Origin of the sequence: Halomonas sp. YLB-10 (assembly GCF_003856855.1) — a bacterium.
In the GTDB taxonomy this organism is placed as follows: Bacteria; Pseudomonadota; Gammaproteobacteria; order Pseudomonadales; family Halomonadaceae; genus Halomonas; species Halomonas litopenaei.
Genome location: NZ_RRCU01000001.1, coordinates 602,387 through 614,658 on the forward strand (window position 1 = coordinate 602,387; position 12,272 = coordinate 614,658).

At 66.8% G+C, this 12,272-nt stretch carries 8 protein-coding genes; 7 read left to right on the top strand and 1 reads right to left on the bottom strand.

All coding sequences use genetic code 11. The features are described from left to right. Positions 1–9: 9 nt before the first annotated feature. The 6 genes from EBB56_RS02420 to EBB56_RS02445 all read left to right on the top strand — a co-directional run bounded on the left by EBB56_RS02420 (position 10) and on the right by EBB56_RS02445 (position 8,376). Entirely contained in the window at positions 10–1,044 is a 1,035-nt protein-coding gene (locus EBB56_RS02420; RefSeq protein WP_108131417.1) for a DUF58 domain-containing protein, read from the top strand. Beyond that, complete coding sequence (locus EBB56_RS02425; RefSeq protein ID WP_108131416.1) at positions 1,041–1,568, top strand: DUF4381 domain-containing protein; 528 nt, start codon at positions 1,041–1,043, stop codon at positions 1,566–1,568. The genes EBB56_RS02420 and EBB56_RS02425 overlap by 4 nt, the downstream gene beginning before the upstream one ends. After that, positions 1,565–2,632 carry a VWA domain-containing protein gene (locus tag EBB56_RS02430; RefSeq protein ID WP_124802648.1) on the top strand — a complete coding sequence of 356 codons (1,068 nt, stop codon included), beginning with the start codon at positions 1,565–1,567 and terminating at the stop codon, positions 2,630–2,632. The genes EBB56_RS02425 and EBB56_RS02430 overlap by 4 nt, the downstream gene beginning before the upstream one ends. Beyond that, positions 2,629–4,260: a VWA domain-containing protein gene (locus tag EBB56_RS02435; RefSeq protein WP_124802650.1), complete on the top strand. Its 1,632-nt coding sequence runs from the start codon at positions 2,629–2,631 to the stop codon at positions 4,258–4,260. Before EBB56_RS02430 ends, EBB56_RS02435 begins: the two co-directional genes overlap by 4 nt. Then, positions 4,257–5,915: a BatD family protein gene (locus EBB56_RS02440; protein WP_124802652.1), complete on the top strand. Its 1,659-nt coding sequence runs from the start codon at positions 4,257–4,259 to the stop codon at positions 5,913–5,915. Before EBB56_RS02435 ends, EBB56_RS02440 begins: the two co-directional genes overlap by 4 nt. A gap of 118 nt (positions 5,916–6,033) precedes the next feature. Continuing rightward, the gene (locus tag EBB56_RS02445) at positions 6,034–8,376 is read left to right on the top strand and encodes a tetratricopeptide repeat protein (protein ID WP_185696365.1); all 2,343 of its coding nucleotides are present in this window, start codon (positions 6,034–6,036) and stop codon (positions 8,374–8,376) included. Between the two features lie 146 nt (positions 8,377–8,522). Here the strand turns inward: EBB56_RS02445 and EBB56_RS02450 are convergent, their stop codons facing one another. Continuing rightward, positions 8,523–10,502 (bottom strand): diguanylate cyclase domain-containing protein, encoded by a 1,980-nt coding sequence (locus EBB56_RS02450; RefSeq protein ID WP_311767521.1) that lies wholly within the window; start codon positions 10,500–10,502, stop codon positions 8,523–8,525. 186 nt (positions 10,503–10,688) lie between these two features. On the opposite strand from EBB56_RS02450, the gene EBB56_RS02455 reads away from it, so the two are divergent. Continuing rightward, on the top strand, positions 10,689–12,134 hold the full coding sequence (locus EBB56_RS02455) for a catalase (RefSeq protein ID WP_045994154.1): 1,446 nt from the start codon (positions 10,689–10,691) through the stop codon (positions 12,132–12,134). The last annotated feature ends 138 nt before the right edge of the window (positions 12,135–12,272 follow it).

Below are 12,272 nucleotides of genomic sequence, written 5' to 3' on the forward strand. Positions count from 1 at the left end.
GAGGTATCGATGCGCCTGCCATTCGCCAGACACCCGGCTTCCCGGACGGTGCCCGGCTCCACGGAGCGAACCACGCTGGATCCGCGCGTGCACCTGGACCTGGCCCAGCTGACGGCGCTGGAACCCCAGGGCCGCCGCCTGCGACTGCTGCCGCGCCAGCCGGCTCGCAGCGTGCTCAATGGCCGCCATGGCTCGCACCTCCGGGGGCGCGGCCTGGACTTCCTTGAATTACGCGATTATCAGCCATCGGACGACGTGCGCAACATCGACTGGCGGGTCACCGCGCGCACCGGCACTCCCCATGTACGGGTGTTCACCGAAGAGCGCGATCGCCCCGCCCTGTTGGTGGTCGACCAGCGCATGTCGATGTTCTTCGGCAGCCGCCACGCCATGAAGTCGGTCACCGCCGCCGAAGCCGCCGCGCTGCTGGGCTTCGCTGTGCTGGAGCAGGGCGACCGGGTGGGCGGCATCGTGGTCAGCGACGAGGCCGTCGAAGAGTTCCGACCGCGTCGCTCCCGGGCCCAGCTGATGCGCTACCTGAGCGCCCTGGCCCAGGCCAACCAGGCCTTGCATCCACAGCGCAAGGCACCCGCGCCGACCTCGCTGGATCAGGTACTGACGTCGGTGGCACGCCTGGCCAGCCGTGACCACCTGATCATCCTGCTCAGCGATTTCGACGTTCCGGGCCCGCGCACCGAAGCACTGCTCGGCGCCATCCGCCGCCACAATGACCTGATGCTGGTGGCGGTCAGCGACCCCTTGTCCGAGCGCTTGCCTGACGACCTCGCCTGCGTGGCCACCGACGGTCAACGCCACGCCCGCTTTGATACCTCCGACGCCGATCAGCGCCGGGCGTTGGAAAGCGTGGCCAGGGAGCGCCGCCAGCAGCTTGAGCGCTGGTCACGACAGCTTGGCGTAGGCCTGGCGTCGCTGTCCGCGGGCTCCCCCACCCTGCCCCAGCTGCGTACCTTACTGGGGCTGCCGTCCGAGGGTGCTGCTGGTTCAGACGCTGGCGATGACCCGGCGACAGGGGGGCCGCGATGAGTACCGCTGCGAGCAACGACGATATCGTGATGTTGCCCGACCTGATCGATCAGCTGTCCGAGGCACCGGTTCCCCCTGCGATCCCCTGGATACCCCAGACCTGGGGCTGGTCGCTGCTGGCCGTCGTGATAGTGGCGCTACTGGCGCTATGGGGCATCCGTCGGTATCTGCGCTGGCGTGCCGATGCCTATCGCCGCGCCGCCCTGATCGAGCTCGACCAGCGCCTGGATGACGAAGGAGCGATCGCCCTGGCGGAGATCCTCAGGCGGACCGCCCTCTCTGCCTATCCGCGAGAGCGTGTCGCCGGCCTGACCGGCCAGCGCTGGTGGCGCTTTCTCGATGCAAGCCTGGGCGACAGACGCACCCCGCATTTCGACGGCCCGCTGGGCCAGGAGCTGTCCACGGCGCCCTACCGGGCCACCCCGACAGACGGCACCAATCCCCCATCGGCGGAACTCGTGGCACTGAGCCGACGCTGGATCCGCCACCACCGTCGCGATATTCCCCAGGAGTCGGCGTCATGATCGAACTGGCGACGCCCTGGGCGCTGGCCCTGCTGCCGCTGCCGTTACTGGCCTACTGGCTGCTGCCAGCCCACCGCCAACGGCTGGCAGCGCTGCGCCTGCCGTTCTTTCAGCGACTGGTGGAGGCCGCCGGTGTCTCGGTTCCGCGCGGCCGCCAGCGCTCGCCGCTGGCTCGGCTGACACAGCCGCTGGTGTGGGGACTGATCGTGGTGGCCCTGGCCCGTCCGGAGAAACTCAGCGAACCCATCGTCTGGCAGAGCGCCGCCCGCGACCTGATCCTGGCGGTGGACATCTCCGGCAGCATGGATGAGTCCGACCTGATCGATGCCGAGGGTGAGCCCCGCCAGCGCCTGGCGGCGGTCAAGGAGGTCATCGCCGACTTCGTCGCCGATCGCGAGGGCGAGCGTCTGGCGCTGATCGTGTTTGGCTCGCGGGCCTACGTCCAGGCGCCGCTGACCGAGGACCTCAAGACGCTGACCACGCTGCTCGACCAGACCGAGGTCGGCATGGCCGGCCCGCATACCGCGCTGGGTGACGCCATGGGTCTGGCCATCCGCCAGTTCGAGGCAAGCGACGTGGAACAGCGGCTGTTGATCCTGCTGTCCGACGGCGCCGACACCGGCAGCCGCATGAGCCCCATCAACGCCGCCTCCATCGCCGCCGAGCGCGACGTGCGGGTGATCACCATCGCCATGGGTGATCCTCAGGGCAGCGGCGAAAACCGCGTCGATAGCGAAACCCTCGAGGCCATCGCCGAGACCACCGACGGCGCCTTCTTCACCGCCACCGACCAGCAGGCACTTGCCGCCATCTACGCGCGGATCGATGAACTGGCACCGCGTGAGGTCGCCACCCACAGCTATCGCGAGCACCGCTCGCTGAGTCACTGGCCGCTCGCTCTGGCGGCGGCGCTGGTGCTGCTGACCCTGGCGCTCGATCGCCGGCAGTTGGTCCGCTCGCGAACGGCTGGCGCTCCCTCTGGCGGGAAGGCAGATGCCCGGACAGACGTCGCCGAACACCCTGATACCAGCCGCGGTGACAACACGCAGGAGGGCACGCCATGAGCGAGTGGCTCGACGGTCTCTCCGCGCTGCACCTGCTGCGTCCACTATGGTGCCTGCTGCTGCCGCTGGTGGTGGTGCTGTGGTGGTGGCGCCGACGGATCCCCTCGGCGGACATCGGCGGTGACCATTTTGCCCCCCACCTGGCATCTGCCCTGCGTGCCGATGGGCACGACCGCCGCCGACTGCGGCCGCTGGACACCCTGGCGCTGCTGGCCATCCTGCTGATCCTGGGCGTTGCCGGTCCCGCCTGGACGCGCATGCCCAACCCGCTGATCGCCCAGAGCGCCCCGCTGGTGGTGGTGCTGGAGGTCAGCGCCAGCATGGACCAGAGCGACGTGCCACCAAGCCGCATGGAGCGCGCCAAGCACAAGATCCAGACCCTGCTCGAGCGTCGCGACGGCGCCCGTACCGCCTTGATCGCCTACGCCGGCAGTGCCCACCAGGTGGTGCCGCTGACCGACGACCCGGCGCTGGTCACGCCCTACCTCGAGGGGCTTTCCAGCGACGTCATGCCGGAAGAGGGCGACGCCGCCGGGCAAGCGCTGGCGCTTGCCGCCAGCGTGCTCGACGGGGCTCGACGCGACAACGCAGGGCTTCCCGGCGCGGTACTGCTGGTGAGCGACGGCGTCACCGCCCAGGGTTCCGTCACGGCCGGTCTCGGCGAGGATGACACCCTGCTGGTGCTGGACATGAACGCTCCCGGAAGCTCCGGGACAAGCACGGCGTCGGTGGCAGGCGCGACCCGCGTGGGGCTGAGCGTTGACGACGCCGACGTGGACGAGATCACCCGCCGTCTGGCCGCCACCTACCAGCAGGCGCTACGCGATGACGACCGCCTGGCCTGGGAGGATCGCGGCGTATGGCTGGCCTGGCCGGCGGCACTGCTCGCTCTACTGGGCTTTCGCCGCGGCTGGCAGCTCGGCCTGTCCGGCCTGGCGCTGCTGCCGGTGCTGTGGGCCGGGCCCGTCACGCCGGCCCTGGCCCAGGAGGCGTCCCGGGCCACCGAGACCCTCGACACCAGCCTGGCGGGAAGGCTGACCCAGGGCCTCGCGGACGCCTTTCTGACGCCGGATCAGCAGGGCCGATGGTGGGCCGAACGCAACGACTACGGCCGTGCGGCCCGCCACTTCGAGGATCCGGCCTGGCTCGGCTATGCGCTCTACCGCGATGGCCAGTACCAGGCGGCGGTCGAGGTGCTCGACCGGCTCGACAGCGCCGATGCCGCCTTCACCCAGGGGCTGGCGCTGATCAAGAATCGTCAGTACCGCCCCGCCATCGACGCCTTCGAGACGGTGCTCGCGCGCGACCCCGACTATCCCGAAGGTCAACGCAACCTGGAACTGGCCAGGGAGATTCTCGCTTACGTCGAGGACACCCGTGAGCAGTCCGATACCGGCGAGGAGCTCGGCATCGGCGCCGACGACGTGGTATTCGACAATGAAGAGGCCCGGGGTGAGGACACCGAACAGCCGGTGGAGGAACCTGGCCAGCAGATCACCGCCGAGCAGTGGATCGAGACCCTGGACACCGATACCAGCGACTTCCTGCGCCAGCGCTTCGCCATCGAGGCGCAGGCTCCCGCTAGCTCTGATAGTGATAGCGACAACGACAGGGAGACGGCGCCATGAACCCACGTCGAGTCAGCCGCGCCTCGCGCCCTGGCAAGAGTGCGCCGCGTCTGGCGGGGCTCATGCTGCTGTCGTTGCTGCTGTCGTCGCTGGCGCTGACGTCGACGCTTTGCTCGGCCGCAGCGACAGCGGCGGATACCAGCTCGTCCCCGGTCCGGCTCACGGTCGAGCTCGAGCCGCAGGAGCTGGCGCCCGGCGACAGCGCCGAGCTGCGTGTCCAGGTGCTGGTACCCACCTGGATGCCTGAGCCGGTGACCTTTCCGAGCCTGGACCAGCCGGGGCTCAGGGTGACCCTGGGCGATCGCGCCACCACCCCGACCAGCCAGCGCGTCGATGGAAAGACCTGGTCCGGTGTCTCGCGCCGCTATCGCCTGACGCCACTGTCCGCCGGACGCTTCGAACTGGGCAGCGGCAGCCTCGAGGTCACCTATGCCTCTCCCGAGGACAACTCCCCGACCCAGCAACGTCTCACCCTGCCACCCGTGACCCTGACGGCCCGGCTGCCCGAAGCCGCCGAGGGACTCGAGCCCTATCTGTCGGCCCGCGACATCGAGCTGACCCAGACGCTCGAGATCGTGCGAGCGGGCAAGCACGGAGAGAACGGCAAGAACGGAGAGAATGGCAAGAACGGTGAGCAGGCGCAGGGCCAGAAAGGAGACGATGGTGATGCTGACGACACCGAAAACGCGGGCGACGACCGACAGTCACCGGAGCAAGACGGTGCCGACGGTGACAGCGGCCCCATCGAGCTCGAGGCCGGCGACAGCGTCACCCGCACGGTCACCGCGCGACTGAGCGGCGGCAGCGCTCTGCTGCTGCCCGACCTGCTGTCTGCACCGGCCAAGGAGGCAGGCGACGAGACAGCGATGGCCCCGCTCGGGGTCTATCCCGAGACACCACGCCTTGAAGAGTCCAGCGATGGCGGCACCCGTACCGACCGCGTGACCTATGTGGCAGAAACCGGTGGCAAGAGTTCTCTGCCCGGAGTCTCGCTGCGCTGGTACGATCCCGAGAGCGACAGCCTGGAGCAGGCAGGGCTTGCGCCACTCGAGGTCAGCGTCTCGGCACCCCGCGCCGCTCGCAGCGCAGAGGACTGGTCGCGCCTCGTTCTCGGCGTCTTGCCCTGGCTGCTGGGACTGGTGCTGCTGGTGTCGCTCACCGCCTGGCTGTGGCGGCGCCTTGCCATCGGTGCCAAGGTGCGTGCGGATTGGCAATATCACCAGCAACAACAGCGCCAGCGTCGCGAGGCCAGCGGCGTGGCCGGGCTTCATCGCCTGAAGCGATCCCTCGATGCCCGCGACCTGGTCGCGGTGCGCCGACACTGGGAGGCCCTGGAACCCCATCTGGACAGCAATAGCGAGGCGCGCGCCCGCTTTGCCAACCAACTCGACGCCCTGTGTCGCGCCTGCCTCGGTCCCGACCGCGAGATCGCCAAGCCAGCGGCAGGTTTTCGCGATACTGGTGGCGATGGCGGCGGCGATGGGGATGGCGGCGGCGATGGCATAGACAATAAAGAATCCCTCTGGCAACGCCTGGCACAGGCCCTACCAAGTGCACGAGAGCTTGCATCATCGCGCCCTGCAAACCGACAGCTTGCCCACGACCGCCTGACGGCGTTGAACCCGACTGCACAAGTGACCCGACGTAATGCGTGAACCTGGCCGTTTATCCTTTCTTCGATGCCTGCGTGCTCGACTTGCGACGCTCCTTCCGAGCGTCGAGTCCACAGGGCCCGCACCAGCGCTTTGGTCGACGCTGGCACCAGCGCTTTCGATGGTATCGGCACCAGCGCTTGCCATGGCCCTGATGGCGGGGTTGCTGGCCGCACCGGAGAGCATTGCCCAGACGCCTCAGGGAACGCCCCCGACGACGGCCACCGAAGCCAAGGGCTACGCCCCCGAAGGAAGCTGCGCCTCCTGTCACGAGGCCGAGACCCAGGCATGGCAGGATTCCGACCACGCCTGGGCGCTGCGCGACGCCACCCCCGACAACGTACTGGGCGACTTCGACGAAGCCAGCTTCGAGGATGGCGAGGTCAAGGCACGCTTTCACCGCCGAGGCGATACCTTCCTGGCGACCCTGGAAGGCCCACAGGACCCCGCCGAGACCTTCGAGATCCGCCACACCTTCGGCGTACGCCCGCTGCAGCAGTATCTGGTGGAGCAGCCAGGGGGACGACTGCAGAGTTTGACCATCGCCTGGGACTCGCGCCCCGCCGACGAAGGTGGACAGCGCTGGTTCTCGCTCTACCCGGGCCAGGCGTTTACCCCCGATGACCCCCTGCACTGGCGCGGGCGCTACCAGAACTGGAACGCCATGTGCGCCGACTGCCACTCGACCAACCTCGAGAAGCACTACGATCTTGAAAGCGACAGCTTCGCCACCACCTGGCACGAGCAGAGTGTCGGCTGCCAGAGTTGCCACGGCCCCGCCCAGGATCACCTGGACTGGGCGGCCCGGTGGCAGGCCGACGAAGACGCTCCCGAATCCTCTCCCGCCTCAAGCGGCGATATGGGCCTTGCCCTGGATCTCGCCGAAATGGATGCCCCCGAGCTGGTCGAGCAGTGCGCTCGCTGCCACAGTCGTCGCCAGATGCTGGGCGCGGGCCCGGTGCATGGTGCTCCGCTGACCGATGCCGCCCTGCCGAGCCTGTTGGGCGAGGGCATGTACCACGCCGACGGCCAGATACAGGGCGAGGTCTACGTCTATGGCTCGTTCACCCAGAGCCGCATGTACCAGCAGGGTGTCGGCTGCGTGGACTGTCATGACCCGCATACCAGCGAGGTAAAGATCGAGGGCAACGGCCTGTGCCTGCAGTGCCACAACCCGGCGCCTCCGCCGCGTTTCCCGACCATGCAGCGCAACAACTACGACAGTCCCGAGCACCATCACCATACCCCCGGCAGCGAAGGCGCCCAGTGCGTGAGCTGCCATATGCCCGAGACCACCTACATGGTGGTGGACCCGCGTCGCGACCACAGCTTCCGGGTGCCCCGCCCGGATCTCGCCGAGGCCACCGGTAGCCCCGACGCCTGCACCGGCTGCCACCAGGACCTGTCGCCCGCCGACGCCGCGGCGCAGATTCGTGAGTGGTTCGGTGACGACAGCCGCAGCGCCAGTCGTTCCCACTACGGTGTGGCGCTTCAGTCGGCCCGCCTGGGCCGCCCTGAAGCGCCGGACTATCTGAAGGCGCTGATCGAGGATGACGATACTCCGGACATCGTGCGCGCCACCGCGGTGGACGAGCTCACCCCCTTTGCCGGCGACGCCCTGCCGACGCTTGAGCAGGCGTTAAAGGACGAGTCCCCACTGGTCCGCGCCGCCGCAGCGCCAGTATTCGCCCAGGCCCCCGAAGGCGCCAGGGTCGAGCTGCTGCTTCCACTGATCGATGACGAACGCCTGGCGGTCCGCGACGAGGCGGTCAAGGCGCTGGCCGGCACCTCGTTGATGGTCATGCCACAAGAGCGTCGTGCAGCCTTTCTGGAGGCACGTCGCGACTACGAGCGGCGCCTGGAGCAGAACGCCGACCTGCCCGGCAACCGCCTCAACCTGGCGGTACTGCTGGCGCGCACCGGACGCGAGGACGAAGCCGAGCGACAGTATCGTGCGGCGCTGGCGATGGACCCCTACTTCCTGCCGGCCCGCGCCAACCTGGTCACCCAGCTCAGCGCCGAAGGCCGCCAACAGGACGCCCGAGCACTGCTGAAGGACGGCATCGCCCTCGATGGCATGCCCGCGCCGGATCGAGGCCACCTGGCCTACCTGCTGGCGCTGTCGCTGGCAGAGGATGGAGGGATGCAGGAGGAGGGTGGGATGGAAGAGGCCCTGTCCTGGCTCGAGAAGGCCGCCGAATGGCGCCCGGACCACGCCCGCACCCACTACAACCGCGGACTGATGCTGGACCGCCTGGGACGCAAGGACGAGGCCCTGGCGGCGCTCGAGCAGGGACGCCGGCAGGCACCCGGTGATCCCGACCTGCTCTACGCCCTGGTCTACGTCAACGCCACCAGCGGGCGCATCCCCCAGGCGCTGTCGGCCCTGGCCGAGTTGCGCCGACTGCGCCCGGACGACCCACGGCTGGGACAGCTGGAGCGCCAGCTACGCGGCAATCAATAGCATCCCTGAAGATGCCCTGCCCCCTTCGGCCTGGATGAAAAAGTGCCTGGGGGTCATCGGTCGTCGACCGACGACGCCCAGGCGCTGATGCGACAGACTGAAAGTTGGCGGTGGGGACGTCGGTGGTGTCGTCGGTGCGGCCGGCCTTACGCCTCGCTCTCGTCCACCACCAGGCGATTGCGCCCCTGGCGCTTGGCCGCATAGCTGGCCGCATCAGCACGTTCGATGGGAGTGTGAATATCGGCATCGCCTTCACGAAACTCGGTGATGCCGAGGCTCGTGGTGACATGGTATTCACGCCCCTCGTGGACCACACAGGTGTCATTGATCGCTGTCAGGATGTCTTCGCCGATACGTTGCGCCTGGGCCAGCGTACAACTTGGCAGCAGCACCGCGAATTCATCGCCGCCCGGGCGAGCCACGTGATCGCTGCTACGAACACAGCGGCCGACTTCCCGAGCGATGCGACGCAGCATCTCGTCACCGAGCGGGTGGCCACCCTCATCGTTGATCGGCTTGAACCGATCCAGGTCGAACAGCATCAGAACGGAGGGCTTGGCCATCTTGCGCCAGTCCGCCATGGCCTCTTCGAGGCGACGCTCGAAGCCTCGTCGGTTCAAGAGGCCGGTAAGGGGATCGTGTTCGGCCTCCCACTGACGTATTGCCTCCTGCTGACGACGGGCGGTGATGTCCTTGACGGTACCGACGAAGCCAATCACCTCGGTATCGATGGCGACCTGGCTGGCGTGAACCTCCAGCCATAGAAGCTCGCCATCGGCCCGCCAGTAGCGGTATTGACGCAGAAAGTCCTTCCCTGAGGCCATGCTGTAGCGCCACAGCTCGATCGCCGCATCGCGATCCTCGGCATGGATCGCCTGGACCCAACCATAGCGGTCCTGCCCTTTCATGGTACGACCGGTCAACTGGGCCAGGGCGTCATTCATGTAGGTGATGCGACCCTGGGTGTCGGTCACGAACATGCCCACCGGCGAGGACGCCAGCACGCTGTCGAGGAACGCCTGACGTCCGCGCAAATCATTCAGCGCCCGTTCTCGCTCGACCTCCACGGCATTGAAAGCCTCGGCCACCTGGGTCAATTCCTTCATCTCGGTACCCAGCACGACGCGACCACGCAGCCCCTTGCCTACCTGGGCGATCTGCGACTGCAACTGGTAAAGCGGCCGCAGCAGCAGCCACACCATCCAGCCAAGAAGTGGCAGCAGCAATAGCGCGATACCCACCCCGACCCAGCTGAGGCGTTTCAGCAAGCCCCACAAGGGCGCCAATACCTGGCCTTCCGGCAAGAACACGCCGACGATCCAGTCCGCCGGCCACACCTGCCGGTATGCCTGAAAGGTCATTTCGCCATTTACCGTAGGTCCAAAACGCTCGCCCTCCCAGCCATCGAGGGCCAGGTCCAGGGCCGGGTTGTGGGAGAGGTCTCCCAGCGTCCCCATCACGCGCTGGCGGTCAGGGTGATAGAGCACCTGCCCTGAGGCGCTGAACACGGCTGCGTAGCCTTCGTTACCCAGCCGGACCCGGCTCAAGCGTCGGAAGATACCGCCCGAGTGAACTTCGACCACGCCTCCCAAAGCCCCCATGAAGCGACCATCGTCGCCCTTCAGCGGCACCAGTAACAGCACCAGCGGAAGCCCGGTAATACGCCCATAGATGGGGTCACTGACGTAGGGCCGCCCGACCTCGCGCAAAAAACTGAAGTACTCGCGATCGCTGATATCGAGCCCTTCGCGCCCCGGTGTCACCGGCCAATCGGTGACCACCCTGCCGTCGCCGTCGAATACCACCAGGCCGTCGAACAGCTCGAGCAATACGCTGTTTTCCTTCAACACCCCACCGCCGGGGTCGAGCAACGCGCCACTCGGGTGCCTGGACGCCACCCGCTCAAGCATCGCCAGGCGTGTCTCGATCTCTTCGGTCACCTCATCGGCGATTAGATGCGTCTCGTAACGCAGGTGAGAAAAGTTCACCTCACGCACCAGGTCCTTGCCGGTGTACCAGCCCCACGCCAGCAGGATCGTCACCACGACAACCCAGGTCATCGCCAGGCCAGTCATCATTCTCAGTTGCAGCGAGAGCGAAGCGACAAATCTGCACAGCTTGGGCACGAAGGCTTTCCTTCAGGGTCGAACCGCCGGTGGCGGTGGTGCGAAATACGTTACATGCATCGTGAATAGCATAAATAGTAACGCTAAACATCCATTTCCTATAAACGAAATAGAAAGGTTCGATTGTTCTTCGTCGACAGCGGTCTATACCTTATATCGGACCAGACCAAGAGCAGGAGACGCCACATGACCCGCAAGACAATGACCACCAGCGCCGGTGCCCCCATCGGTGACAACCAGAACAGCCTGAGTGCGGGCCCCCGTGGACCTCTGCTGCTCGAGGACTACCAGCTTCTCGAGAAACTCGCTCACCAGAACCGCGAGCGCATCCCCGAGCGCACCGTCCACGCCAAGGGCTGGGGCGCCCACGGCACCCTGACCATCACCCAGGACATCACCCGCTACTCCAAGGCCAAGGTCTTCACCCCGGGTAGCCAGACGCCGATGCTGGCCCGCTTCTCCACCGTGGCCGGCGAACAGGGTGCGGCGGACGCCGAGCGTGACGTGCGCGGCTTCGCCCTGAAGTTCTACACCGAGGAAGGCAACTGGGATGTGGTCGGCAACAATACGCCGGTGTTCTTTATCCGTGATCCGTCCAAGTTCCCGGACTTCATCCATACCCAGAAGCGCCACCCGCGCACCAACATGCGCTCGGCCACCGCGGCCTGGGACTTCTGGTCGCTGTCACCGGAGTCACTGCATCAGGTGACCATGCTGATGTCGGACCGCGGCCTGCCCACCGACGTTCGTCACATCAATGGCTACGGCTCCCACACCTATTCATTGATCAACGCCGACAACCAGCGGGTATGGTGCAAGTTCCACTTCCGCACCGCCCAGGGTCACAAGCACTTTACCGATGCCGAGGCCGAACAGGTGGTGGGCAAGAGCCGCGAGACCACCCAGGAAGACCTCTACAACGCCCTGGAAAACGGCGACTACCCGCGCTGGAACTTCTTTATCCAGGTGATGACCGAGGAACAGGCCAGGCAGGCGCCGTTCAATCCCTTCGACCTGACCAAGGTGTGGCCCCATGGCGACTACCCGCTGATCGAGGTCGGCTACTTCGAGCTCAACCGCAACGCCGACAACTACTTTGCCGAGATCGAGCAGGCTGCCTTCTCACCGTCCAACAAGGTGCCGGGCATCGGCTTCTCGCCGGACAAGATGCTGCAGGCACGGGTGTTCTCTTACGCCGACGCCCACCGCTACCGCCTCGGCACCCACTACGAGGCGCTGCCGGTCAACCAGCCGAAGTGTCCGGTCCACCACTACCACAAGGACGGCCCGATGCGCTTCTTCGCCAACGGAGAGCAAAACGGCGACGCCTACTACGAGCCCAACTCCTTCGATGGACCGACCGAGGACCCGAGCGTAGTGGAACCGCCGCTGCCGCTGGAAGGCGACGCCTGGCGCTACGACCACCGCGAAGGCAATGACGACTACGCACAGCCTCGCGCCCTGTTCGAATTGATGAGCCCGGAGCAGCGGGAGCGACTGTTCGGCAATATCGCCCGGCATATGCAGGGTGTCCCGGACTTTATCAAGGAGCGTCAGCTCGGCCACTTCGAGAAGTGCCACCCGGAGTACGCTGCCGGTGTGCGTGAGGCCATCGCCAGAATCGGTGACTGACCCATCTTGCCACCAGGCGAGAAGTGCCACCCGCTGACCAATCCCGTCACAGCACGTCCCCATGCCCCCGCCTAAAGGCGGGGGTATTTTTTTGTGTCCACCGTGGTGGCATCGTTCGGCTTGTCGGGCGACCCCACC

Coding starts and splice junctions, on each gene's coding strand:
- EBB56_RS02430 (WP_124802648.1), top strand. CDS start 1,565: ATGATCGAACTGGCGACGCCCTGGGCGCTGGCCCTGCTGCCGCTGCCG.
- EBB56_RS02420 (WP_108131417.1), top strand. CDS start 10: ATGCGCCTGCCATTCGCCAGACACCCGGCTTCCCGGACGGTGCCCGGC.
- EBB56_RS02425 (WP_108131416.1), top strand. CDS start 1,041: ATGAGTACCGCTGCGAGCAACGACGATATCGTGATGTTGCCCGACCTG.
- EBB56_RS02435 (WP_124802650.1), top strand. CDS start 2,629: ATGAGCGAGTGGCTCGACGGTCTCTCCGCGCTGCACCTGCTGCGTCCA.
- EBB56_RS02440 (WP_124802652.1), top strand. CDS start 4,257: ATGAACCCACGTCGAGTCAGCCGCGCCTCGCGCCCTGGCAAGAGTGCG.
- EBB56_RS02445 (WP_185696365.1), top strand. CDS start 6,034: ATGGTATCGGCACCAGCGCTTGCCATGGCCCTGATGGCGGGGTTGCTG.
- EBB56_RS02455 (WP_045994154.1), top strand. CDS start 10,689: ATGACCCGCAAGACAATGACCACCAGCGCCGGTGCCCCCATCGGTGAC.